This window comes from Streptomyces sp. NPDC048196 (genome assembly GCF_040652715.1).
GTDB lineage: Bacteria > Actinomycetota > Actinomycetes > Streptomycetales > Streptomycetaceae > Streptomyces > Streptomyces siderophoricus.
The window spans coordinates 24,251-49,899 of sequence record NZ_JBEZMM010000001.1 but is presented as its reverse complement, the minus strand read 5'-3'; the positions used below and the strand labels follow the sequence as shown (position 1 = coordinate 49,899).

Genomic DNA, 25,649 nt, shown 5'->3' with positions numbered 1-25,649 from the left:
TGGTGCCGTAACTGAATAATCGTCGCCGGACAGCACCGCGTTCGGCGGATACCGTCGAGGTGTCCGCCGAACGGGAGAGAGCGTTCCGTGCCGCGTTATGTGCCGGTCAGTTCCAGCCCCAGAAGTTCCGCAACGCCCACCGCGAGATCGGCCAATGTGGGGTGCTGCCACACGAAGTTCCGTGACACCGAGACGGCGAAGGTCCGCTCGATGCGCACCCGCATCTCCATGGCCAGGAGGGAGTCGAATCCCAGGGATTTCAGCGGGATCTGCGGGTCGACGGTGCCGTCGCCCAGGCGCAGCACCGCCCGGACGTGGTCCGCCAGACGCTCTTCCAGTGCTGCTCTGCGCGCCAGGCCGGTGGGCAGCGCGCTGAGCCAGGCGCGCAACTCCCCGGTGTCGTCGGGGGCTTCGGTCCCGTTGGCTTCGGTCCCCTTGGCGGGCCGCTCGGTCGAGACCGCGCTGAAGAACGGGAGGTGCCGGCCCGTGGGAGGGAGCCAGGTGTCCGACGGCCCGGGGAGCACACCGGTCTGCACACGCCGCCGGGACAGCAGGGCCTGCAGCGCGGCCATGCCCTGGTCGGTGGGGATGGTGTGGTAGCCGCGCCGGCCGAAGTCGGTGGCGACGCCCGTCTCGCCCCAGGGACCCCAGTTCACCGCCAGCGTGGGCAGGCCGCGGGCGGTGCGCCAGGCCGCGAAGCCGTCGAGCCAGGAGTTCGCCGCGGCGTAGGCACCCTGGCCGGCGTTGCCGAGCAGGGAGGCCATCGAGGAGAACGCCGCGAACCAGTCCAGCGGGCACCCCTCGGTGGCGTGGTGCAGCCGCCAGGCACCCGCGGCCTTCGGCAGCCAGATCCGTTCCAGCTGTTCGTCGGTGACGTTGGGGAGGGCCGCGTCGTCCAGGACCATGGCGCAGTGCACCACCCCGTGGAGCGGGAAGCCCCCGGTCGCCGCGGTCGTCACCAACCGCTCCGCGGTGCCCGGTTCGGCGATGTCGCCGAGGACGACCGACACCTTGGTGGTGTCCTTGCCCAGGTCGGCGATCTGCCGTGCGGCGTCCGGGGAGGGCGCGGAACGCCCGTTGAGGACGAGGTGGCCGGCGCCGTGCGTGGCGAGCCACCGTGCGGTGGCCAGCCCCAGTCCGCGCAGTCCGCCGGTGACGATGTAGGCGCCGCCCTTCCGGACCGGCAGTCCCATCTCGGGCAGTGCGGCGCGGGCCCGGCCGGCGTGCGGGACGGCCAGCACCATCTTGCCGATGTGGTCGGCGGCGGCCATGGTCCGGAAGGCCGTGGTGGCTTCGGACAACGGGTATTCGGTGCAGTGCAGCGGGGTGAGCCGGCCGGCTTCGAACTCGTCGAGGACCTCCTGCCAGACCCGGGCGAATGCGTTGGGACGGTGGCGGCGCAGCTCGATCAGGTCGACGGTGCGCAGGGTGACGTTGTGGCGCAGGGGCAGCATTCCCAGCGGGGCGTCGGACAGGATGTCGCGCACCCCGAGCTCCACGAACCGGCCGAACGGACGGAGCGTCTCCAGTCCGGTGCGGATCGCCGCGCCGGAGAGCGAGTTGAGTACGACGTCGACACCGTCGCCGGTCGCCTCGCGGACCTTCTCCCCGAACTCCAGGGAGCGGGAGTCCATGACGTGCCGGATGCCCATGCCGTGCAGGTAGCGGCGTTTGTCCTCGCTGCCGGCCGTGGCCAGCACGTCGGCCCCCAGTGAGCGGGCCACCGCGATCGCCGCCAGCCCGGTGCCGCCGGTGGCCGAGTGGATCAGCACCCGCTCCCCGGCCGCGAGGCGCGCGACATGCCGCAGGGCGTACCAGGCCGTCACGAACGCGACCGGCAGTCCTGCCGCGGTGACCGGCCCGAGACCGGCGGGGATCGGCGCCACCCCCTCGGCCGGGACGGTCAGGAACGAGCCGAACGCCCCGCCCCGCAGGTCGATGGCGACCACCTCGTCGCCGACCTGCACATGGTCCACGCCGGTGCCCACCGCGCTGACGACGCCGGAGCACTCGAACCCGATGCGGTAGCGGACGTCCTCGTCGCCGGGGAGCAGGCCCAACGCCGTCAGCACGTCCCGGAAGTTCAGGCCCGCCGCGGTGACCCGCACCTCGACCTCACCACGCTGCGGCGGGCGCCGCCGGACCACGGCGTACTCCAGGCTCGACAGATCGCCGAGCCGGGACGCACGCAGCCGGAACCCGTCCACGCCGTACTGCACGGCGCACGGGGTCAGCGGCCGTTCCTGCTCGGCCGGGGCCCGCCGCAGCCGGGCCACCCACCGGTCGCCGGAGCGCAGCGCGACCTCGTCGTCACCGGCGTCGGCCAGCAACTCCTCGGCCACGTCAGCGGGGTCGGCGTTGCGGGAGTCGGCGTCCACCAGCGTCGGGTGCAGTTCCGGGTGCTCCAGGGCGCCGACCCGGACCAGCCCCCGGAGGCTGCTCTGCCCGATGTCGACGGTGTCGTCCGGCAGCACGTCCCGGGCGCCCTGGGTGATGACGTACAGCCGTGGTGACGACGCGCTCGCGGTGACGGCCTGGAGGACGGCGAGCAGTCTTCGGGTGCGCCGCAACGATTCCTCGGTCGGTTCGGCACCGCTCTGCCGGCCGCACACCAGCACCACGCCGCGCGGCGGCTGGAGTCCGGCGGCCAGGCGTTCGCTGAGGGAGTTGCGGAGGGTGTCGAGGGGCGTGTCGTCCAGCGGCCGGTCCCAGACGCTGGTGCGGGCGCAGCGGGTCCGCAGTGCGGCGGCCAGTACCCGGGCCGAGCCGTCAGCCTCCCCGATGACGAACCAACTGCCCGGTGCCTGGCCGGCCTCGGTGGTGGACCGGGGAGAGGAGTGCCAGTCGATTTCCAGCAGCCAGTCCTCGGCCGCCGGTGCGTTGCGTGCGGCCCGCCGGGTGAAGCGCAGGCCGTTGACGGCGAGCACGACCGCACCGTCGCCGTCCAGCAGCCGGACGTCGGCGACCACGCTGTCCGGCGCGTTCTCGCTGATGTGCGCGTGGCAGTACTCGGCCCGTGCGGCATCGCCCAGGACGCGTACCGCCTGCACGGCGACGGGCAGCACGGGTGCGCTGTCGTCCTCGTGCATCAGCGGTGCCACCGCGAGCTGGGCGCAGACGTCGAGCAGCACGGGGTGGACCGCGAGGCCGGGTGCGGGGTCCTTCGCCCGGGCCGGGAGGGTGACCTTGGCGAGATAGCTGCTGTGATGGCGTTCGGTGCGCAGTTCGGTGATGCCGGTGAAGGCCGGACCGTGCTCCAGGCCGCGCCGGCGCAGGTTCCGGTAGAGATCGCCCGGGTCCAGCCGGACCGGATGGCGCACGGTGAGGGCCTCGATGGGCCGGGGCCGGGTGTCCGGTCGTACGGTCAGCCGGTGCAGCACCGCGTCGGCCTGCCGCTCCCAGTCGCCGTCGTCGCCGCGCGCGAGGATCTCGCAGTGTGCCCGGTCGGACGACGCCATGGTCACGACGGTGCTGAGGTCGGTGTGCGGGGCGAGCCGCAGCAGTTGCTCGAAGTGCACGTCGGTGATGTCGACTTCGTGCGGGGCGGTCCCGAAGGCCTCGGCGGCCGCCGCGAGCGCGACGCTGCAGTGGGCGGCGCCGGGCATCACCGGGTCGCCGTGGACCCGGTGATCGGCGAGCCAGGGCAGTGCGTCGGTGCCGGCGTCGGCGCGCCAGCAGTGCCGTACGGGCTCGCCGGGCACTTCGGAGTGCCGGCCGGGCAGGAGGGAGTCGTCCGGGCCGGTGGGCGCGGTGCGGCGGGCGGCCTCGGCCCAGTGGTGGCGCCGGTCGAAGGTGAGGGTGGGGGCGTCGACGAGGTTGCCGCCGTCGTACAGGCGCCGCCAGTTCACCGGGACTCCGGCGCAGTGCAGTGCGGCGAGCTGGGTGCGCAGCGTGGTCGGTTCGTCTTCCTCGCGGCGGAGCGTGGGCAGCACGGCCGGGGCGGTGACCAGCCCGGAAAGGCTCCGCTCGACGGAGTGGGTGACGACGGGATGGGGCGAGAGCTCGACGTAGACCTGGTGCCGGTCGGCCGCCGCGGCGGCCACCGCCTCGGCGAACCGCACGGGGCGGCGCAGGTTGTCGCACCAGTAGTCGGCGTCGAAGGACGGGGAGGCGCCGGCCTCCACCACGGTCGAGTAGAACCGCACCGCGGGCGGCCGCGGCGTGAGCCCGGCCAGCGCCGAGCGCAGTGCGGGCAGGACCGGGTCGACCAGCGGGCAGTGCGAGGCTACGTCCACGGCGATCGGGAAGACCGGGATCCCCCGGGCCTCCCAGGCGGCGGCCAGTCGGCTCACCTCCGTGGTGCGTCCGGCCACCACGGTCGTGTCCGGCGAGGACAGCACGGCGACGGACACGGTCTCGGCGGCGCCGTCCGCGAGTTCCTCACGGACCGCATCGGCGCTCAGCCCCACGCTCACCATGCCTCCGGTGCCCGCGATGTCGCTGAGCAGGCCGGAGCGGCGGCAGATCACCCGGACTCCGTCGGCGAGCGTCAGTGCCCCGGCCACCACCGCCGCCGCGACCTCGCCCATGGAGTGGCCGATGACCGCGGCGGGTTCGACCCCGTACGAGCGCCAGGTGGCGGCGAGCGCGATCTGGAGCGCGAACAGCACCGGCTGCACCTCGCCACAGCCCTTGACGGGCTTGCCCTTCCGGATGGCGTCGACCACGGAGACCTTGCTCTGTGCCCGGATGAGTTCGCCGACCTCGCTCAGCGCCTCGCGGAAGGCAGGTTCGGTCTTCAGCAGGCCGCGTCCCATTCCGGGCCACTGGGAGCCGTGGCCGGAGAACACCCAGACCGGTTGCCTCTCCACCGCCGCGCCCACCGCCCCGGTCACCACCGCGGGGTGGCGCTGCCCGTCGGCGAACGCACGGAGCGCGCCGAGGAGTTCGCGGCGCCCCGACGCCACGACCCCCAGCCGGCCGCGGCCGGTGCAGCGCCGCAGGGCCAGGGTGTGCGCGAGGTCCCGCAGGGGTACGTTCGCGCCCTCACCGGACACCCACTCCGCGAGTCTGCCGGCCGCGGCCGGCAGCACGTCCGGGGAGCCGGCCGGTACGAGGAAGACATCGGGTGCTGTGGGCGCCGGCTCTTCATGGCGTCGGGGCGCCGGAGCGCTCGGGGCCTGCTCCAGCAGTACGTGGGCGTTGGTTCCGGAGAAGCCGAAGGAGGACACCGCCGCCAGCCGGGCCGGCGTCGGCAGGGGCCAGGCGGTCAGCTCGGTGGGCACGAAGAAGCGGGTGTCGGCCGCCGAGATGGCCGGGTTCCACTGCCGGAAGTGCAGGTTCGCCGGGATGGCGCCGCGCTGGAGGCACAGCACGGCCTTGATCAGCCCGGTGACCCCGGCGGCCGGCTCCAGATGTCCGACGTTGGTCTTCACCGAGGTCAGGGCGCAGCGGCCGGGGCCGTGCCCGTAGACGTCGGCCAGTCCGGCGAACTCGATGGGGTCACCCACCGGGGTCCCGGTGCCGTGCGTCTCCACCATCCCGACGTCCTGGGGGTCGATCCCGGCGCGCGTGAGGGCTTCCCGGTAGAGGGCTCGCTGGGCGGCGGCCGAGGGTGCGGCCAGTCCGTCGGACGAACCGTCCTGGTTCGTCGCGGACCCGCGGAGTACGGCCAGTACGCGGTCGCCGTCCCGAACGGCGTCACCGAGGCGTTTGAGCACCACCACGCCGCAGCCCTCGCCGCGGACGAAGCCGTCGGCGCCGGCGTCGAAGGTGCGGCAGCGCCCGCTGGCGGAGAGCATGCCCATCCGTGCGAAGGAGCGGGTGATGCGGGGCTGGAAGGTCAGGGTGACGCCGCCGGCCAGTGCCAGGTCGCACTCGCCGGCGCACAGTGCCTGGCGCGCCATGTGCACGGCCACCAGCGAGGAGGAGCAGGCGGTGTCCAGGGCCACGCTCGATCCGTGCACTCCCAGGAGGTACGAGACCCGGCCGGCCGCCACGCAGTGGCCGTTGGTCAGGATCGATCCTTCGAGTTCCCGGGGCGTCCCGGTCAGGTGGTCCATGTAGTCGCCGTAGCTGATGCCGGTGAAGACGGCGGTCGGGGTGCCGTGCACCCGCTCCGGCGGGACGCCGGCGTGTTCCAGCGCCTCCCAGGTGACTTCCAGCAGCAGGCGGTGCTGGGGGTCCAGGACATCGGCCTCCCCGCCTGCGACACCGAAGAAGGCGGCGTCGAAGCCCGCCACCTCGCGCAGGTAGCCGCCCGGCAGGAAGGCCGGTGTCGTGGGATCTCCCCGGCCGAGCGAGTCACCCTGGACGAGGCGTCGGCGTTCGGGGGGAAAGTCGCCGACCGCGTCCCGGCCTTCGGACAGCAGCCGCCACAGGGCGGCGGGCGAGGGGGTGTCGCCGGGGAGCCGGCATCCCATACCGATCACGGCGATGCGCTCGGTGTCGGTCGGGGTCTGCGGCGCGGCGGCCGGAGGAAGCGTGTGGTTGCTCATCGGGTCTCCGTACGTAGGCGTGGTCCGCGGTCACACGACCTGGGTGCTGCCGAGGAGGATGGCGTTCTTGACGCCGCCGACCTGGTAGTTGAAGTTCAGCGCGTAGTCGAAGTCGAGCGGGCGGGGCCGGACGCCGGGGACGGGGTCGAAGGTGAGGCCGTCGGCGGGTTCCTCGCAGTTGGCGGTGGGGCAGACCTGCCCTCGCTCGATCATCATCAGCGTCAGGGCGACCCCCGTGCAGCCCGCCGGGGCGCCGTTGTGGCCGAAGCAGCCCTCCTGCGACGTCATGAGGGGAGGGTTGTCGGCGCCGTACAACTCCTTGATGGCGGCGGCCTCGAAGGCGGTGACGACGATGTTGCCGTCGCTGCCGCCGTGGACGTACGGCACGTTGCCCAGGTCCCACCGGTCGCCGAGGCAGCGGCGGACGGCGGCGACCAGTTCGCCACCGGTCTCGTCGCAGGCGAGCGGGTTGGCCAGGCCGTCGCGGGCCATGGCGGTGGAGAGCACCTGGCCGTAGATGTGCGCACCGCGTCTGGCTGCGTGGTCCCAGCTCTCGATGATCACGGTGGCCGAGCCCTCGCCGTGGTTGATGCAGCTCGCCCGGCGGTCGTACGGGCGCATGAGGGAGAGGAAGGACGGCACCAGCTCCGGCATCCCGGGTGCCCGCACCGACTCGTAGGTCTGCTGGGCGCCGTGCAGCAGCCGCTGGATGTTCTGGATGAGGTGCATGTTGAAGACGTCGACGCCGGTGACGACGGCGATGTCGGCCTCACCCCGGGTGATCATCTGCCGGGCGTTGCCGATCTGTACGGCGGACGATGCGCAGCCGCACGAGACGGTGTAGGTGGGTCCGTTGGAGCGGACGAGTGCGGACTGGACCAGGGCCACGTCCGAAGGGGTCACCGCCTGTTGGGCCGCGACGAACAGTTCCATGGCTTCCGGTGCGCTGGTCGTCGCGGGATCGGCGCGGAGCACCGACAGATAACTGTCGATGTTGGCGTCCACTCCCCCGCGTCCGACCAGAATCGCGGCATCGCTGAGTTCCCCGTCGCGGAAATTCAGTCCGGCGTCCTCGCAGGCGTGCGCCAGCGAGAGAAGGCCGTATTGGTGTGCCGTGGTGTAGTGGCGGGAGAAGAACGGCGGAAGGTCCGGGAAATGTTCGTCAAACATTTCCTGGGTCAGGCCGACGGAACCGTAGTAGACCTCGTCGTACTGCAGGCACGACCGGCCGTTTGAGGCCACGTCCCATGCCTCTTCGGCGGTGAAGACCGGTTTCGTCGGGCCGGGCAGACAGAACCCGACCCCGGTCACCACGGCCCGGCGGCCGGTGTCGTGGTCTTCGGGGTACACGGCTGGTTTCATGGCAGGACTCCGTCCCTCACGAGGATCGCCTTGTGCCGTCCTCTGTGACTTGGTTTCTTCGTCGGGGCGCGCGATGCCTACTCGGCAATGGACGTGCGGTAATGCCAGCGGTACACAGGCACTTGTTCGCCGTCCAGCTCCGCGTATTCGCCGTAGAATTCGAAACGCTCGTAGCCGCTGCCGCGCACGAGCCGGACCGGATCCCGGGCTTCTTCACGCGAGTTCTGGGGAAGGGCCGTTCCCCCGGCCTCGTCGACGAGAATCACGATTCTTTTCCGTGGCATGGTCCACTCCGGGGTTTTTCGCAGGTTTTCTGGTTCGCAGCCGGATTTACGGCCGATGGCGATGCAGATGCGGTGGGGGAACCTGCGTGGAGGTCACCGCGCGGGCGGCGGCTCCGGAGGGGCGACGAAGGCCGGGCCTGTCGTACCGGCGGGGCTGCGCCGGTGAGGGGGGTTCGACAGCGGCGAAGGCGGTGGCCGCTGCGCTCGTGGTGGACTTGGGGACGGTCACCACGCTCGATCGCATGGCGCCCCTCGCTCGGCGGTGGGGGGCCGATCAGCCGGCGCCGGAAAACCGACGCCGGCTGACGGATCCAAGACCCTCCGCCGGGGACGCCCATACGGCAACGGTCTGACTCGTAACCAGGCACTGGGCCGGGTCAACGAGTAGGCCGGATGCCGCTCCCCGGAGAGGGTGGGCGGCCCACCGGTTGGATGCGAATAGTTATCCATGCGCCCAGGGCGGGCTACAACAGTCAACCGATAAGGCCACCCATTCGGAGCAGCGCGTAAAACTGCGAACTCGCACCGACCAACTTGCGCACCGGCATTGATGGGTGCTTTTAATTCACTCATGACCGATGTAGCGCCGCCATGCCTCCTCCAGCACTGCGGCGAAAAGATGACGTGCGCCACCGCCAACTCGCCGCTGCGGATTCGCGCGCAGGGAGCTCGGGCACGACGGAATCGGTTGCCTCAGGACGTTAACCAGGCGGTACCGCCGGCCTGTGACGCGGCATAGCACATCTTTCTGAAGTACCCACGGCCGGGCGCCGCCTTCACCACGTACGAATAATTCCCGCCATCCCGGCACGGCTCGACAACACCCCATCAGACAAGGGTAATTGGAGAATGACGATTGTTTTCCCGCCGCGGTCTTCCCGCGCGGTCGACAGCCGCACGATGTCACTCGCCGAGTACGGGGGATATCGGTGGGCGGCCGCGATGCACGGGCTGGAGCCCCTCACCATGTGTCCGTACGAGGCCGGATGGCGGCTGCGTGTCCTCCCGAGCCTGGGACACGTCCCGGTACGGAAGATGACCCGACGGGACGTCAACCGGGCGCTGCACTGCTGGATCGCCGACGAATACGGGCTGTCGACGGTGAAGAACAGCCTGGCGGTGCTGGTGCGGGTCCTCGAACAGGCCGTGCACGACGGGATCCTGGACGCCAATCCCGCGCGCATCGCCGGCTGGCAGCGGGAATACCAGCGTGCCCAGCGCGAACGCACCACACCGCGGTCGCTGGCGCTGCCCGACCCGGCGGCGCTCGACCTCCTGGCGGCCAGGCTCGTCCAGCAGTCCTCGGACGGTTACCAGGGCTGGGGCGACATCGTGCGCTTCACGGCCTGGACGGGCACCCGCTTCAGCGAGGTGTCCGCCCTGCGCGCCGAGGACATCGACCCGGCGACCTGGACCTGGAACGTGAGCCGGCACACCGTCTTCGTGCCGGACGGCCTGACCGAATGCGCGTGCCGCAACCGGAGCCGGCGAGCGGTGCCACTGCGTCCCGCGGCACGGATGCTGCTGGCCCGGCGGTTGCAGGCGGCACGCCAAGCACCGCAAACCCGGCTGTTCACCGAACCGTCCGGTGGCCGCTTTTCCACCCCGCTGCTGAGGGAGGCCACGAATTGGGACGACGTCGTCGTGGAGCTGGGGCACGAGTTCCTGCTGCGCAACGACCTACGGCCCACCGGACTGACGTGGATGGCGGACGCCGGGATGTCGCTGTCCGAGTTGCACGACGTCGCCGGGCGCCCTTCGCCGGACGAGGTCCGGCGCTACCTCCCTCCGAACGCCGGCCCCGCGCGCTAGGACGCCGCACGGTGCCCGGCAATGGCCCGGCCCCCGTCCCGGAGGGGGACGGGGGCCGGACGACGGGGACACCACGCCCGGGGCGGTGCCCTGGGGAAATCCCCTACCTCAGAGGTAGGTGAACCCGCCGGGGACGTCGGCGCTGCCTCCCGGTGTGGTCACCACGACCGGGACGTTGCCGCCGCCGTCGGGTCCGGCCGGAGTGATGCCGAACAGGAACGTGCCGGAGGGGTCGGCGCCCAGGACGGTCGCGGGCGTGTCCCCGAACGTCACCGTCCCGTTCTGCAGACCGGAGCCGATGATGGTGAACAGGGTGCCGCCCCCGGACGGTCCGGTGATGGGGATGATCGCGGTCGCCTGCGGCTCGGCCGGCGGGGCCTGCTCCACGTAGACGTAGGTCACCGGGTTGGTGGTGCCCACCGCGTTCGTGGCGGTGACCTGCACGGGGCCCGGGTCCTGCGGCGGGGGCTGCACGGTGACGGTCAGCCCGAAGGGGTCCTGCCCGACGATGGTCGCCTCTTCGTCCCCGAACAGCACGCTGGTCGTTCCGGCCAGACCCAGTCCGAACAGCGTCACCGTGTTACCACCGTCGACGGGTCCCGAGTTGGGCAGCAGGGCGATCAGAACCGGGCCGAGCCCCGGAAACTTGATCTGCGGGGGCTGGAGCTGAGCGAGCTGAGGGGTCGGGAGCAGCGCCTGGGCCGCCTGCGGATTCGGCTGGTTCGTGCATGTGCACATGGAAGTCCTCCTGCTGTCTGCGGGGTGTCGCCCGGCTCGGCTCGGCTCGCGACGATGCGGTGCACGAGCCCGGAGTCCGGGCACTGGCAGCAGCCGGCCGTACCGGAGGAGAACACCGGCGGCGCGCAGCGGGCCTGTTCCCACTCGCGAGGTGCGAGGGCCGTCACGCTGTCGGGTTTTCCTTCACAGCCCTGCACACAGAGGGCTGGCGGGTGGACCGACCACTGAAGCCCGAGGGGGATGGACGGCCCACCGACCAGGCATCCCCCAGTAACCCAGAAGGGTTTTCAGCGGGCAATGTCCTTGACATCGGCCCACTCGTTCGGCGCAGCGCGCATTTCCGCGGAATGACAACCCGAGGGAACACGAGGGAAAACGCAGTGGGGGCCCGGGCATGCGGCCCGGGCCCCCACCTGTGTACGGAAGGGTCAGCTGGCGTTGGCCAGAGCGCTGGTGATAGCCGCAGCAGTCGATTGCTCCGAATTCAGGGCGGCGGCCGAGGCCCCCAGCACGTTGAACACCGTCGCGGCGACGTTACTGGTCGTGGCGGTGAGGACGTTGGCCGTCACCCCCGACGGCTGCCCGAGGCAGTCGACCGCCGCCGAGAGCAGCGAGGTGGTGGTGGACAGGTTGTGGACGCGGGCGGCGTTGGTGTTGTTGGCCTGGTCCGCCGCAATGGCCGCGTTGTTGGAGTTCTGGGCGGCCTGGAGGTCGCTCACGCAGGCCGAGACAGCGGCCTTGGCGGGCGCGGCCGACGCCATGGGGGCGACGCCCAGGGCGAGAGCTATGGCGACGACGGACGTCCCGGTGGCGGCAGCGATACGGACACGGTTCATGGGGAACTCCCTACAGGTGTCGTCCTCGCCGAGCGGCGAGGATGATGAGTGCCGGAGGAACACCGGGTCCCTTCCAAGGGCCTGTGGGAAAGCGGGCAACGGCCGCCAAGGGCTTGCCTGTTGGGAGCGCGAGCGGGCGGGCGTCAGGACGCCGACTTTCCCGGGGAAGGGATGGGCGGCCCGCCGGTTCGGATGAAGCCAGTAAACCAACACGGACCGGCCCGGGTAACGGAAACCGACCACAAGGCACCCGTTTGGCCTAAGCGCCAACGCCGCGGAACGACAGGGTGGTTCAGTCGTTGCGCTCGACGGCTGCCAGGACCCGTCCGGCACCGTCCTCCGCTGCGATCAGCGCGGACAGGCGCCGCGCGCGGTGGCGGTACCAGGGATCGCGTACGGCACGGCGCACGGCCTCCGCCAGTCTCTCCGCAGAAAGTCGCCGCACCGGCAGCACACCGGGACTGACACCGAGGGCCCTCAAACGGGACGCCCAGAACGGCTGGTCCAGCATCACAGGCACTGGCACCGCCGGCACCCCCGCGCGCAGTCCGGCCGCAGTGGTGCCTGCTCCCGCGTGGTGTATCACGGCTGCCACCTGCGGAAACAGCTGTGCGTGCGGTACGGCGCCGATCGTCAGCACATCGTCCCCGTGGAGGGACAGGCCGGCCCGGCCCGCCTGCACCACACCGCGTACCCCGGCGAGCCGCAAGGCACGGGCCACCAGACGCCCGAGATCCTCCGCGTCTCCGAGGTTCATGCTGCCGAAGCCCACGTAGACCGGCGGCGGGCCGGCCCCCAGGAAATCGGCCAGTCCGGGATCCGGCGTCCAGTCAGGGTCCTCTGCCGGCCACCAGTACCCCACCACGTCCATACCCGGCCGCCAGTCGGAAGGTCTCGGTACGACCCTGGGACTGAAACCGTGGTAGACGGGCGAGGCCGCCCGCCTTTGCTCGACGGCGTGCGCCGACACGTTCAGCCGCCGCCGCAGATGGCGCGCCGCCGGTGCGTAGAGGCGGACCAGCAACGACTGGGCGCAGTGTCCTGCCGCCCGGTTGCCCAGCGGCCCTAAAGACGGAAGGCCGGAAACGACCGGGGGGAACTCCCGGGTGGGGGCCAGCGGTTGCAGGAAGACTCCCATGCTGGGCAGTCCCACTCCTGCCGCTGCCACCAGCGCCAAGGGTGCCAGGCCGCTGGAGAACAGCAGGATCTCCGCACCGGCCGCACAGGCATCCGCCAGCGCATCAGCCATCGCCGGGCCCAACTCGCGTACTATACGGAGCTGTTCGCCTGCGGGGAGGCCGGCCTTGGGCGGTGAGCGCCGGGTGCCGGGGCCGGTTGTCGCACCCTGGTCGAGCGGCAACGGAAGAAAGCCGAGTCCACAGCGGCGGACCAGTGCGGCGGACCGCTCGTGCGTCGCCACCGCCACCTCGTGCCCGGCTGCCGTCAGACGCGCTCCCAGACCGGTGTACGGGGCCACGTCCCCGTGCGAACCCGCGGAAGCAATGAGTACACGCATGGCCAACTCCCTTCATTGGCGGGCGTGTTGTGCTTGATCAGTTACGGCGCGCGATCACCCGGTAGGCGTTGGACAGGCGGGTGCGGCGGATGAGGGGCGCCAACAGAAGGTCCAGTGCGAAAAGGACGACCAGGTTGGGTGCGGTCTGCAGGAGCATCGCCCTGCGGAACCAGCGGCTGAGCGGGCCCGGTCTCCTGGGTCTCCAGGGCAGATCCTCGGGCGGCAGAACGGCCTTGAGCAGGTTGGCCGCCGCGGACGTGAGGTCGGTGGGGACGTGTGGCTCGCGCCGGTCGACGGACACCACCGTGAATCCGTGCTCGCCCAACTCCTCGCAGAGGTTCGCCAGCGGAAACAGATGCAGGTGCTGGGGCTGCAGCCAAGGACCCCACCAGCGGCCGAGCAGACGGGCGGAGAGGGACTGGGGGTCGGGCACCTCGATCAGCAGATGGCCGCCCACGCGGAGCGCCCGGTGCGCTGCCGCCAGTTCTCTTCGCGGTGCCGGTGCGTGTTCGAGGTAGTGGTACATGCTCACCGCGTCGTACCGGCCGGCGAGCCGCTGGCTCAGTTCGGTGAAGGAGCCTCGGTAGGCCCGTGCGATGCGGCCCTCGCGTCCGGCGCGCAGCACGCCCTCGCCCCGGTCGAGCCCATGGAACTCGGTGTCGGGATGAATTTTTCGGGCCACGGCGCAGAAGTGGCCCTGGCCGGTTCCCACGTCCAGCCACAGTGCCGGGCGGCCGTGGGGCAGCACCGCGCGGGCCCGTGTCCGGTAGAGCCTGTTGGCGAGGGGCGAGGAGGCCAGTCGCGCCATCGTCGCGTGTCCCAGGCCGTCGTAGCAGTCACGGTAGTAGAACTCCAGCCCCTGCGCGTTGAGCCTGGGGTTCTGGAAGACGTGCCCGCAGCTGCAGCACTGATCGAGCACGAAGACCCCCGGTTTCTGTTGGAGGTGATCGGTGCTGCGCAGGCGTCGGCGCAGGCGGTCGGAGGCGCACCAGGGGCACACGGTTCGCCGGGGTTCGAAGAACCGCTCCAGGCCTTCGGCCAGCTCGCTGCGGTAGTCGGCTCGGAGGGCGGCAACCCTCTCGCTTCGCTTTTTCGTCTTCCTCATGCGTCACCTCATGCATGACGGGTTCAGATGGTGGGGGGAAGTACTCGGGAGTAGGTCAGGGCGGGGCTGGTGCCGCCTGGGGTGGTGACGGTGATGCCGACCGGCCCCGGTGGTCCGGGCGGGGCCACGGCGGTGAGCGCGGTGTCGGAGACGACGGTGAACGCGGCGGTCACGGTGCCGAAGCGCACCGATGTCGTCCGGGCGAACCCACTGCCGGTCAGCGTGACGATCTCACCGCCGGACGCGGGCCCTACTGCCGGGCTCAGCGCCGTCACTACGGGCGCCGCGAGGTATTCATAGGTGAGGCCTCCGCCCGTCCCGCCGGGAGTGGTGACGGTCACCTGGACCGCACCGGCAGTGGAGGCCGGCGGCGCGACCGCGGTGATGCGGGTGTCCGAGACGACCGTGAAGGGGGCTGCCACGGCTCCGAAACGCACCGCCGTCGCGTTGAGGAAATGACTGCCCGTCAATGTCACGGGGGTGCCGCCGCCCAGCGGGCCCGACGCCGGTGTGACGCCGGTGAGGACCGGAGCGGCGAGGTAGAAGTACGTGGCGCCGGGGGCGCTCGTGCCGCCGGCGCCGGTGACGGTGATCTGCACCGCTCCGGCCGCTCCGGGGGGAACGACAGCGCTGATCCGGGTCGGGGAGTCGACCGTGAAGCTGGTGGCTGTTGTGGTGCCGAAGGTGACCGCAGTCGCTCCCGAGAAGTTGCTGCCGGTCAGGGTCACGGTGTTCCCGCCGAAGACAGGTCCCTGATTCGGGCTCACGCTGCTGACGACGGGCACCGACCCATACGCGTACGTCAGCCCGTTGCTCGTCCCATCGGGCGTGGTCACCGTGATCTGCACGGCCCCCGAACCCGCCGGGGCCACCGCCGTGACCTGTGCGTCGGAGATCACTGTGAACGAGGGCGCAACCGTCGAACCGAACCGCACCGCCGTCGTGTGGGACAGGCCCGAACCCGTCAGCGTCACCACCGTCCCGCCCGCAGCCGGCCCGGACGCCGGGGTCACGGAACTCAGCACCGGCACGGTCACCTGCGTGTACGCGTACGTGACGAACTGGGAGCTGATGCCCGCGGGGGTGGTGACGGTCACCTGAACCGTTCCGGTCCCGGGCGGCGCGATGGCGGTGATCCGGGTATCGGAATTGACGGTGAAGGACATCGCCGCGTTCGCCCCGAAGCGCACATTGCCGGCTCCGGAGAAGTTCGTGCCGGTCACCGTCACGCTCGTCCCTCCCGCGACGGACCCCGAAGCGGGCGAAACGGAGAGGACGGTGGGCGGGGGCACGGCCAAGGCGGAGGACCCCATCGACAGGTATCGAGATGCGTTCAAGGGGTCCGCTCCTTCGAGAACGTGTCGGTCGGTGCGGGCGCCGGGCCCGCGAGAAGGCTGGTCCGGTGTCTGCAGCGAGGGGAATGCGCGGGGGCCTGCCCGGTGGGGGTTGGGGGGATCCGGGGAGGCCCCCGCGCGCCTGGCCGGGGGGACCAGGCTCAGCGACCCGTATGTCAGATGCCGGGCCCTGCGGTGTAGGTGAAGGCGCCCGCAGCGGTTGCTGCTCCGCCTGTGGTGACCACCGTCACGTCCACGGCGCCGGCGGGACCGGGCGGGGTGACGGCGGAAATGGTGGTGTCGTTGATGACGTCGAACGGCGCCGGGGCACCACCGAAGGAGACCGACTGGGTGGTGGTCAACTGGGTGCCGGTGATGGTCACTCCGGTCCCGCCGGAAGTCGGCCCGGCCGTCGGCGTCAGGGAGGTGACGGTGGGAGCGTCGACGTAGGTGTACGACAGCCCGTTGTTGGTGCCGCCCGCAGTGGTCACGCTGACGCCGACCGACCCGGCCGCCGCGCCGGCCGGCACGGTGACGGTGAGCTGGCTGTCGTTGATCACGGTCGGCGCGGCGGAGGCCGCGCCGAAGGCGACGGAGGTGGCAGTGGACAACCCGGTGCCGGTGATGGTGACGGTATCGCCGCCCGCGGTGGGACCGGTGACCGGACTCAGGCTCGACTTGAACGGCGCCCCCACGTAGAAGAAGGGCAGCGGGTTGCTGGTCCCGCCGGGAGTGGTCACCGTGACGTTCACCGTACCCGTCCCGGAGGGGGAGATGACCGTGACCGAGGTGGGGGTGTTGGCCGTGATCGTGCCCAGCTTCGTGCCGAAGTGGACGGCAGTGGCGCCGGCGAGGTTGGTACCGGTAATGGTGACGGTTGTCCCACCGCCGGTGGAGCCTTGGTTGGGGCTGATGGGCATGATTGCCTCTTCTCGTCATGGAGTTGGACGGGTGGATGGCCCGCGGGGCCGGGCGATCTGCTGTGCACGGTGATGCGCCGCGCCGATGCCGCAGCGAGCCGGTGGTGCCGTCCGGCTGTCCGGTGTATGTAGTCGGGTGGTGCCGTCAGTCCGCGCAGCCCGGGACGCTCGCCGCGGGAGCGCAGTTGTTGGGCGCGTTCCGGCTGACGTCGCTGACCAGCAGGCTCACCACGCCGGAGTTGCGGTAGATGCCGCCACCGGCGGAGGTGGCGGAGTTTCCGGTGACGCTGCTGGCCGTCAGGGACACCGCTCCGTTGTCGACGTAGATGCCGCCGCCGGCCACGGCACTGTTGCCGGTGACCGAACTGGACACCAGGGTCACCGCACCGCCTCGGTCGGTGATGCCGCCGCCGGGGTAGGGAGCGGGCGCGTTGCCGCCCCGGACGGTGATCGCGGCCAGGGTGAGCTGGCCGTTGGTTCCCGGAACGTTCGCGTCGCCCTGGACCTCCAGCACCCGGAAGGCCGGTGCTGACGGGTCGCGGGCGATGACCGTTCCCAGCCCCGCCATGGTGATCGAGGTGGTGATGGGTGGCAGCCCGACCGGCCCGTCCGACGCACTGCCGTGGGCAGAGGTGAGCGAGTACGTGCAGAAAGGAGCCAGGGCCAGGGTTTCTCCGCCTGCCGCGTTCGCCACGTTGACGGCGGCCACCAGCGCGCTTTCGCTGCACAGAACAGGGATCTGGGCATGGGCGGTGACCGGTACGGCCATCAGAGCTGCGGTCAGAGAACAGACCACGAGTGCCGACCGAAGAACACGGGCAGTTGGCATGACGCCCCCAAGCGGTCATGCGAGCCGCTGCTCCCCACCCTGCTGACACGAAGCACAGGTGGACGACGCAGGTCCCCTGCCGAGGGAACCTGTGAGGGATCGCCGTCGTGGGACCGGTGGGGCTGGGGCTCCAAACCGGCAAGCGAACAGAGACCGCCGTCACTTGCTCCCCCGGAGAAGATGGGCGGCTCACCGGATTGGACGCACCAAGTAACCCACCAGGGTGACGGGACCGGCAATGTCCCCGGAGAAGCGTCATCCGAATGGCCGCGCGCGAAGGTTGCGCGGCCCGGCGCGTGACATCAGCGCGCTCTTACGTCGACCGGATCCACCGGCAGGGGGCGACCTGGTGCCGCTTGCTTCCAAGCTGTGCCCGGAAACCAGCGACGGCCTGTGGGCCGAGGTGGTACCACTGGACCAATCGGCGCCTGACGGCGGTGATCCGCCAAGGAATCAAGGGGGTTGAGGTGTCCTCCGGCTTACGGGCGATCGCCCGAGTGGTCACGGCGATCGCAGCCGTCACGATCTACCTCGCGTTGCACTTGGCGGTCACCGCATGTCTGGACCTGCGGGCCCGTGACCGTTTCCGCGAGGCTCCGACGCAGGGGGCAGCGTTCGTCGCCGCGCTGGACCGCCACGCCGACGGAGAGGAGCCGACACGCGCTCAAATCGGGCGGATCGACGACTGGTTCGGCGAAAACGCCCCCTCGGGGAGGAGCCGGTCCACGATCTCCTCCGCCGCCGGCCATGCCGAGGAGGGCAGGGTTTCGCTGGCCCGCAAGGAGGTCGCGGGGCTGGCGACGGAGATCGAACGGGATCAGGCGCGGCTCGACCGGGAACTCAGCTCGTCGACCGCGGTCGCGCTGTACTGGGCGGTGCCTGCCGGGGTGCTCCTTGTGCCGGCGCTCCGGCTGCGACGACGTCGCCGGTCCGGCGCCGCGGAGATCGTTGAGGTGGTCAGCCAGTTCGTCCCGCATCAACCGTGGTGGCGGCGACCGGTGTTCCTGGCGGGCAGCTGGGTGGGATACGGGCTGTTCGCGACGGGCTCCATCGCAGCCGCCACGTCGGAGCAGCGGGGTTACACGATGCCGTTGGAGACCCAGGTGCTCCTGCTGCTGGGCGGCCTGGCCGCGTTGGGCGCCGGTGTCCTGGTCCTGCGCCACTGCCGCCCCCGCTCGGCGCGCAGTGCGGCCCAGGCGCTGCTGGCCGACGGCCGTAAGCCCGTGCTCTACCTGCGCAGCTTCGCCGACGACGACACGACGGCCTCGGTCGACGACGGGGTGCCTGTCAACATCCATTCGCGGGAGGAGCAACTCGCGGGCGCGTTGAGCGCCTTCGGCCCCGTCATTGCGGTGGGCAAACCCGGGGAGCCACTGCCGCGCCTGGGTGCGGCACGGTTCTATCTGCCGCCGGACGACTGGCAGCCGGTGGTCCTGCGGCTGATGGAACTGTCCCAACTCATCGTGCTGGGCCTGGGGTTGGGCGAGGGGCTGTGGTGGGAGGTCGAGCAGGCCCGCGCCACTCAGCCCGCGCGGAAGCTGGTGCTGCTGGCGCCCGGCGGGCAGCCGGGCGTGGCCGCGCGGCTGGACGAGCATCTGCCGACGCCGTCCCGACTGGACGAGGTGATCGCGGGCGACTCCTGGATCTCCGCCGTCATCGCCTTCGCCCCCGATGGGATGCCCAAGGTGCACCCGGTGGGGCCCCGGCCCGGCACCACGACCCGACGGGGCGTGCTCGCATCCCTCGCAGCCGGCGTGCGAAAGGCCGGTCGGACGTGGATGACCCCTCTGAGCACGCCCGCGCACCAGGTGGTCCGCGCCATGAAGGCCGCTCTGGCGTCGGTAGGGGTCCGTCGACGGATGTTGGTCTGGAAGGGCGTTGTCGCCATGCAGACGGCGTTGTGGAAGGGCTTCGCGCTGGTCGTGGCCCTGGCCCTGATGTCCTGGCTCGTGGTCCGGGCACTGCCGCTCTTCGATCACTGACAGCACCGTCCTACGGCTGAGGCCGAGCCGGTCCGAGCCGGTCCAAGTCGCCGCCGCGGTATGACTGAGGGCCGTGCCTGGGTCCGGGTTGCCCGCCGGTCAGGGCCGGACCGGCCGGTTCCGGCTCGTCCACGGTCGGGCAGCCGTGGCGGAGGTCACCTCACTGCTGCCTCGCATTCCGGCCGTGGCCCAGGCGTCCGTGCCAGTCTGGTGATCGACATGGCAGAACGGGAGGGGCCTGATGGGTGCAGCGGGGCGGGTCGTCGTGGTCAGCGGGGGCGGCACCGGCATCGGCCGGGCCATCGCCGAGCGGTTCGCCCGGCAGGGCGACAGGGTCACCGTGCTGGGGCGGCGGGCAGCGGTCCTGCATGCGGCGGTGCGCGAGATCGGGGGCGCGCACCCCGTGCGGGCAGTAGCGGGCGACCTGGCCGTGCCGGAGGAGGTCGAGCGGGTAGTGGAGGAGCTTCCGGCCCACGTCGATGTGCTGGTGAACAACGCGGGCGGGCGCGGCGGACCCGCGCAGGAGGGGGGTCTCAAGGAGATCGCCGAGCAATGGCGCCGGGTCTTCGACGGCAACGTCCTGCCGGCTGTCCTCCTCACCGAGGCGTTGCTGCCGCGCCTGGCCCTGCCCGGCGGCCGTGTCGTCACCATCGGCTCCGTCGCCGCCCTGCGGGGCAACGGTGCCTACGGAGCCGCCAAGGCGGCCCTCATGGCCTGGAACCACACGCTTGCCCAGCAGTTGGGACCGCACGGTGCGACAGCCAATGTGGTGCTGCCCGGCTTCGTCTCGGGCACCGAGTTCTTCGGCGCGCCGGCCGACGACGAGGAACTCGCCAGGCGCCGGGCCCAGACCCTGGTCGGCAGGGTGGGAGAGCCGGCAGACATCGCCGCAGCCGTTGCCTTCCTGGCCTCGCCGGAGGCCCGCTACATCACCGGCGAGTTCCTCAACAGCAACGGTGGCGCCGTACTCGGCCGCTGACCTTGCATGCACCGCGTCACACGACCCACCGGAGGCCCCCTCATACGCCTGGTACTCCCCCGAAAACGGCGGAACGGGGGACGTGTGAGGCGCCGAGGAGTAGCATCCGCTCCAAGGATTGTTCTGCGATTGCGCGGGATTCGGGGGAATCATGGACGGTCCACAGCAGGCTACGCCGGCGAGCACGGGCCCGGCCGGTCCGGAACGGTCCAGGACGGTGACCGGCCCGGCCACCGCCGCGGCGGCACTGATCTTGCTGGTGCTCGTGGGTGAGGTCTTGGGCTCGGTGTCCGACTGGCGCGACTATCTGGTGGTCCACGACTACAAGGCCGGCGTGGCGACGATCGCGGACCTCGAAGCGGCCGACTCGTTCAGCCAGTTGGTGTCGATCCCGACGGTCGTGGTGTGGATCTCGGCCGGTGTGGTGTTCCTGGTCTGGTTGTGGCGGGCGCGGGTCAACGCCGAGTTGTTGGACGGTGCCGACGGGCAGCGTCGTGCCCGGGGCTGGGTGGTGGGCGGTTGGTTCACCCCGGTGGCCAACCTGTGGGTTCCGTACCAGGTCCTGTCGGACATCTGGCGGGCCAGCGCAGCTCGACGGCCGGTTTCCAGTGGCCTGGTCATGGCCTGGTGGGCGCCGCTCCTGGTGAGCACGATCATCGGCCGGGCCGTCACGCGGATCTACCTGTCCGAGGAGATCACCGAGGAGAGTCTGCGGAGCGCCGCGAATCTGTCCACCCTGAGCACGGTGCTCGATGCAGCCGCCGGTGTGCTGCTGGTTCTCATCATCAGGCGCATCACCGCGTCGCAGACCCAGCGGCTCGTTCAGCACGCGGTGTGAGGGAATCACCTGCGCGCGGCATCAGGCCGTTGGCTTGCGCGAGCAGCCTTCCCCAGCACAGCAGGCAGTGCAGGAGAACAAAGCTCCACGGGATGCTCCGCTCATGGTGAAGGAGTGAGCCGGGCCAGTCGGCCCGGCTCGTCAGGCGTCCCCGCAAGGGCCGGAGGACTACGTGGGTTCGCAGCCGCGGGGCAGCAGCAGTGCCGAGTCCGTGTGGAGCGTGATGCGCACCGGGGCGGAAGCGGTGGTGTCCAACGGCGATTCCCCGGTGCCCAGGTTGCGGACGTAGCGCGGATGGGCGCCTCCGCTGATCTGCCAGCGTATGCGGTGGCCGACGGCGAAGCGGTGGGCGGTGGAGCTCATCGGCACGGTGACCTGCGAGGGCGTCTGCTCGCCGGTCCGAAGCCGGCCCAGCCCGTCACAGATGTTCCCGGAGCGGCCCTGTGGGTCCACGTCGCACAGACGGGTGAACACGTCGGCGTGGCCGGTGTCCGTGGAGAGGGTCAACCGCGCGGAGACCGGGCCGAGGATGTCCAGGGGCTCGGTGAGGGGCGGGCCGGTGAACGTCAGAACGTCGTCGCGGGCTTCCAGGGTGCCGTTGTCGCGAGAGCCGGCGGTGCGGGAGAGCAGCGGGCCGCCAACGGACGGGGTGGGGTCGGCCGGGTCGTAGCGGAACGAGGCCAGTGCTGCGGAGTCCGTGGGAGCCTGCTGGGTGAGCTGGCCCTGCGGGAGGGGAAACCATGGTGTGACGGCCGGGGCCGGCGGCCAGTCATCGATGTCCCGCCAACCGTCCTCGCCACCGATGTGCACGCGCACCCTTGTGGGGCGGAGGCCGGAGGGGTCGCCGTTCAGGTGGGCGCGCAGCCAGGCGAGGCTCTCGGCGAACACCTCGGGCCACCCTTGTTGCACTGCGGAGGTGTGGGTCCAGGGGCCGACGAGCAGGGCGGTCTCGCAGCCGGCCCGGCGCAGTCGGCCGTACTGTTCGAGGTTCTGGTCGAGCAGCACGTCGTGCCACCCCCCGATCAGGCTCGTGGGCACCTTCAGGCGATCCGCTGACCTGGCCAGCGATGTGCCGTGCCAGTACGGATCGTTGGCGTCCGGATGCGTCAACACGTCGTCCAGCCAGGGTATTTCGCCGAGGACTGCCACGTGTGCGCCGCGCAGCGGCCGCGCGGTGGTGATGTCGCGCAGGCGTCTGTGCAGACGCAGGCTCGCTTTCAGCAGCGGTGCGATCCCTTGGTGCTGATACGTCATGCCTGCGCCGACGGCCAGGGCGTTCTCCAGGTGGAGCACACCGTCCGTGTAGAAGAAGGCGCACGGATCGTGCAGTCCCATCTGCACCACCATGGCCTTCAGCTCCGGTGGCGGATCCGCTGCAAGGGCCCACTGCACGTAGCCCAGGTAACTGGGGCCGATCGTCCCCAGAGTTCCGTTGAACCAGGGCTGCTCGCGCAGCCAGGTCACCGTGGCCTGGCCGTCGGCGGCCTCGTCGCGCCACGGACCGAACTCACCGCCCGAGCCGCCGGTGCCGCGGCAGCTCTGCAGGACCACGTGAAAGCCCTGTTCGGCGAAGAGCATGCCGTACATGGGGGACCACGGCAGGCCCCTGCCGTACGGCGAGCGCACCAGGAGGGTGGGGAAGTCGCCCTCGGCACGCGGGAAGTAGTGGTCCGTGATCAGCGGAGTGCCGTCGGCGGCCGGCACGACCAGTCCCGGTTCCCACCCGGCGTCATGCAGTTTGGCCGGGAGACGGCGCCAGGTCGCCCTCAACATCCGTGAGGACAGCGGCGGCTTTCCCGTAGGCGGCACCCAGGACGGCCTGGCCATGGTGTCAGGCATGCGTGAGGACATGTTCCCCCTCCTTTATTACGTACACTGTACGAGGATAGGGGATGTTCGGGTGCCCTTGGCAAGTGCCTCCACGAGACTGAAGCGCCTCCGCAAGGCCGGAGGACGGAGCAGGATGACTGGGCCCTTCGTCGACCCGCGACGCACCGCGCCGGCAGTGCGATGCGGGTGAGGGGTACCTCAAGCACGTGGAGAAGTGCGAGGCTGGGAGGCTGGTCTTCGTCAGTCGTTGAGCAGCCGTCATACGGCGAGGGGTACCGCCTTCACAGACGGGCCCGGCAGGCAATGACAAAGGCAAGGAGGTCATCCACTCCTTGCCACTCTCAACATATAGCGCACGGGGGGCCTTGCGGCAAGGCCCCCTTGGTGCCGCAGAATCACCGGCCGAAGCATTGCGCGTCATGACCTCGTGGCGCCAAGGCGTCGTGGGGTCGTGGGGTCACGGCCACCAGTTCCGTCACACCAGTTCCAGACTCCTTGCCGCGCGCAACGGTCGCGAGCCAAGCGACCTCAGATCGGAGCCAATGCCGTGAACCCGCTGACCACCAGCGTGTTTGACCTTCCCGACCACCTCTCCCCCAAGGCCGACCCGACGCTGATCGCTGGCGACGAGCAGCACTTCGCAGCTATTGCGGAGAGCCTTGAGCAGACGATCGCCGAACTGTCCGACCGCCTCGATGCCGAGCGCAAGGCGCCCGGCGGCGTGGGCCGGCAGGCGATGGACCGGGACGCGGAGATCCACCGGCTGACCGCTCGCCTGCGTGCCCTGCGTCGCTTCGGTTGGGACCTGTGCCTCGGGCACATGGTCGGCGCGGACGACCCCGAGCCCGTGTACATAGGACGACTTGGCCTCACCGACAGCACGGGCCGTCGGCTGCTGGTCGACTGGCGCTCCCCCGCCGCCGAACCGTTCTTCGGAGCCACCCACGCCAACCCGATGGGGCTGGCCAGTCGCCGCAGGTATCGCTGGACCCGCGGCCGGATCAGCGACTACTGGGACGAGGTGTTCACCGCTGACGGGCTTGCACGGCACGCCGCGCTCGACGACCAGTCGGCCTTCATCGCCAGTCTCGGCAGCAACCGCTCGGCACGGATGCGCGACGTGCTCGGCACCATCCAGGCCGACCAGGACGCCATCATCCGCGCCGGGTCCCGCGGCGCTCTCGTCGTGGACGGCGGTCCCGGTACCGGCAAGACCGTCGTCGCCCTGCACCGCTCCGCCTACCTCCTTTACTCGGACCCTCGCCTCAGTCACCACCGCAGGGGCGGGGTGCTGTTCGTCGGACCGCACCGGCCCTACCTGGCCTACGTCGCCGATGTCCTGCCCAGTCTCGGAGAGGAGGGGGTGCAGACGGCCACCCTGCGGGACCTCGTCACCGAGGGAGCCGCAGCAACCCTTGAGGCCGACCCGGACGTGGCCCGCCTGAAGTCGTCCGCGGACATGGTGAAGGCGATCGAGACGGCCGTCAGGTTCTACGAGGAGCCGCCCGCCGAGGGGATGACGGTCACGACCGACTGGTCCGACATCTGGCTGAGCGCCGATGACTGGGCCGAGGCGTTCGACGCAGCAGAACCAGGCACCCCGCACAACGAGGCACGCGAGCAGATCTGGGCGGAACTGGTCACCATACTGCTGGACAAGCTCGACGCCGACATCTCGCCCGACCTTTTCCGGAGGTCGCTGGCGCACGACGAAGAGCTGGTCACCACCCTCAACCGCGCCTGGCCGCTGCTCGAAGCGGCCGACCTCGTCGGCGACCTGTGGTCGGTACCCGCCTACCTCCGGATGTGCGCTCCCTGGCTCGGCCGCGACGAGATCCGCAGACTGCAGCGCAAGGACGCCCCCCAGGCCTGGACGGTGTCCGACCTGCCGCTCCTGGACGCGGCACGGCAGCGGCTCGGCGACCCGGACGTGGCCCGGCGCAAGCGGCGGCACGAGGCCATCCTCGCCGCCCAGCGCGAGCGCATGACGCAGGTCGTCGACAACCTGATCGAGGCCGCGGCCGCCTCCGGCGCCGACGGGGACGACGGCGAAGGCCTGGTGACGATGCTGCGCGGCGCGGACGCCCAGGTCAGCCTGGTCGACGAGTCCGAACTGCCCACGACCGACCTGGACCGGCTCGCCGGCCCGTTCGCACACATCGTCGTGGACGAGGCGCAGGAACTGACCGACGCCGAGTGGCAGATGCTGCTGCTGCGCTGCCCGTCCCGGAGCTTCACCATCGTCGGGGACCGCGCCCAGGCCAGGCACGGATTCACGGAGACCTGGCAGGAACGGCTCGAACGGATCGGCCTCGACCGGATCAACCTCGCCTCCCTGAGCATCAACTACCGCACGCCGGAAGAAGTCATGACGGAAGCCGAGCCGGTCATCCGCACGGTGCTCCCCGATGCCAACGTGCCGACCTCCATCCGCAGCAACGGCATTCCCGTCCTCCACGGCTCCGCATCCGATCTGGACTCCCTCCTCGACACCTGGCTCGCCGCCCACGCCGACGGGATCGCCTGCGTCATCGGCGCTCCCACCTTCCGGACGACGTCCCGCGTCCGGTCGCTGACCCCACAGCTGTCGAAGGGACTCGAATTCGACCTGGTCGTCCTCGTCAACCCGGAAGAGTTCGGCGAGGGCATCGAAGGGGCGGTCGACCGCTATGTCGCGATGACCCGAGCGACCCAGCAACTCGTCATCCTCACGAGCCCCTGACGCCGGCTGCCGGGTGACCGTCCGCTGCCAGTGGGATATTCGCTCCTCCCGGAAAGGCGGTTCCCAACCCGGTGTGAGCAAGGTCGGTGATTGGCATCGAAATTCCGGGGAAGCCACTCGTAGTC

16 protein-coding genes are annotated in these 25,649 nt (G+C 70.8%); 5 read left to right on the top strand and 11 right to left on the bottom strand.

Annotation, left to right across the window (positions count from 1 at the left end; all coding sequences use genetic code 11):
- Positions 1–95: 95 nt before the first annotated feature.
- From AB0E02_RS00210 to AB0E02_RS00200, 3 genes are all read right to left on the bottom strand, one after another.
- Positions 96–6,437 (bottom strand): type I polyketide synthase, encoded by a 6,342-nt coding sequence (locus AB0E02_RS00210; RefSeq protein ID WP_362134281.1) that lies wholly within the window; start codon positions 6,435–6,437, stop codon positions 96–98.
- A 30-nt stretch (positions 6,438–6,467) separates the two neighbouring features.
- Positions 6,468–7,799 (bottom strand): beta-ketoacyl synthase N-terminal-like domain-containing protein, encoded by a 1,332-nt coding sequence (locus tag AB0E02_RS00205; RefSeq protein ID WP_362134279.1) that lies wholly within the window; start codon positions 7,797–7,799, stop codon positions 6,468–6,470.
- A gap of 77 nt (positions 7,800–7,876) precedes the next feature.
- On the bottom strand, positions 7,877–8,065 hold the full coding sequence (locus AB0E02_RS00200; RefSeq protein WP_234441936.1) for a DUF5988 family protein: 189 nt from the start codon (positions 8,063–8,065) through the stop codon (positions 7,877–7,879).
- Between the two features lie 867 nt (positions 8,066–8,932).
- Here AB0E02_RS00200 and AB0E02_RS00195 point away from each other — a divergent pair.
- Complete coding sequence (locus AB0E02_RS00195; protein ID WP_362134277.1) at positions 8,933–9,895, top strand: tyrosine-type recombinase/integrase; 963 nt, start codon at positions 8,933–8,935, stop codon at positions 9,893–9,895.
- A gap of 108 nt (positions 9,896–10,003) precedes the next feature.
- On the opposite strand, the gene AB0E02_RS00190 is transcribed toward AB0E02_RS00195, so the two are convergent.
- The 7 genes from AB0E02_RS00190 to AB0E02_RS00160 all read right to left on the bottom strand — a co-directional run bounded on the left by AB0E02_RS00190 (position 10,004) and on the right by AB0E02_RS00160 (position 17,140).
- Positions 10,004–10,633 carry an IPT/TIG domain-containing protein gene (locus AB0E02_RS00190; protein WP_362134275.1) on the bottom strand — a complete coding sequence of 210 codons (630 nt, stop codon included), beginning with the start codon at positions 10,631–10,633 and terminating at the stop codon, positions 10,004–10,006.
- Positions 10,634–11,061: 428 nt separating this feature from the next.
- Positions 11,062–11,469 (bottom strand): hypothetical protein, encoded by a 408-nt coding sequence (locus tag AB0E02_RS00185; protein WP_201801347.1) that lies wholly within the window; start codon positions 11,467–11,469, stop codon positions 11,062–11,064.
- A gap of 292 nt (positions 11,470–11,761) precedes the next feature.
- Positions 11,762–12,985, bottom strand: a complete 1,224-nt coding sequence (locus AB0E02_RS00180) for a glycosyltransferase (RefSeq protein ID WP_362134272.1) — start codon at positions 12,983–12,985, stop codon at positions 11,762–11,764.
- A gap of 37 nt (positions 12,986–13,022) precedes the next feature.
- Complete coding sequence (locus AB0E02_RS00175; RefSeq protein ID WP_362134270.1) at positions 13,023–14,090, bottom strand: class I SAM-dependent methyltransferase; 1,068 nt, start codon at positions 14,088–14,090, stop codon at positions 13,023–13,025.
- A gap of 23 nt (positions 14,091–14,113) precedes the next feature.
- Complete coding sequence (locus AB0E02_RS00170) at positions 14,114–15,427, bottom strand: IPT/TIG domain-containing protein (RefSeq protein ID WP_362134268.1); 1,314 nt, start codon at positions 15,425–15,427, stop codon at positions 14,114–14,116.
- Positions 15,428–15,600: 173 nt separating this feature from the next.
- A complete protein-coding gene (locus AB0E02_RS00165; RefSeq protein ID WP_362134266.1) occupies positions 15,601–16,344 on the bottom strand; it encodes an IPT/TIG domain-containing protein in 744 nt (247 codons plus the stop codon).
- A 145-nt stretch (positions 16,345–16,489) separates the two neighbouring features.
- Positions 16,490–17,140, bottom strand: coding sequence for a hypothetical protein (locus tag AB0E02_RS00160; protein WP_362134264.1), 651 nt, complete (start codon positions 17,138–17,140; stop codon positions 16,490–16,492).
- Positions 17,141–17,640: 500 nt separating this feature from the next.
- Between AB0E02_RS00160 and AB0E02_RS00155 the strand changes: the two genes are divergently transcribed.
- From AB0E02_RS00155 to AB0E02_RS00145, 3 genes are all read left to right on the top strand, one after another.
- A complete protein-coding gene (locus AB0E02_RS00155; RefSeq protein ID WP_362134262.1) occupies positions 17,641–19,155 on the top strand; it encodes a transferase in 1,515 nt (504 codons plus the stop codon).
- A 241-nt stretch (positions 19,156–19,396) separates the two neighbouring features.
- On the top strand, positions 19,397–20,134 hold the full coding sequence (locus AB0E02_RS00150) for an SDR family oxidoreductase (protein ID WP_362134259.1): 738 nt from the start codon (positions 19,397–19,399) through the stop codon (positions 20,132–20,134).
- Between the two features lie 217 nt (positions 20,135–20,351).
- The gene (locus AB0E02_RS00145) at positions 20,352–20,972 is read left to right on the top strand and encodes a DUF4328 domain-containing protein (protein WP_362134257.1); all 621 of its coding nucleotides are present in this window, start codon (positions 20,352–20,354) and stop codon (positions 20,970–20,972) included.
- A 168-nt stretch (positions 20,973–21,140) separates the two neighbouring features.
- Here AB0E02_RS00145 and AB0E02_RS00140 read toward each other — a convergent pair whose 3' ends face one another.
- Entirely contained in the window at positions 21,141–22,745 is a 1,605-nt protein-coding gene (locus AB0E02_RS00140; RefSeq protein ID WP_362135510.1) for a CocE/NonD family hydrolase, read from the bottom strand.
- 604 nt (positions 22,746–23,349) lie between these two features.
- Between AB0E02_RS00140 and helR the strand changes: the two genes are divergently transcribed.
- Positions 23,350–25,524 carry an RNA polymerase recycling motor ATPase HelR gene (gene helR, locus AB0E02_RS00135; RefSeq protein ID WP_362134255.1) on the top strand — a complete coding sequence of 725 codons (2,175 nt, stop codon included), beginning with the start codon at positions 23,350–23,352 and terminating at the stop codon, positions 25,522–25,524.
- Positions 25,525–25,649 lie beyond the last annotated feature (125 nt).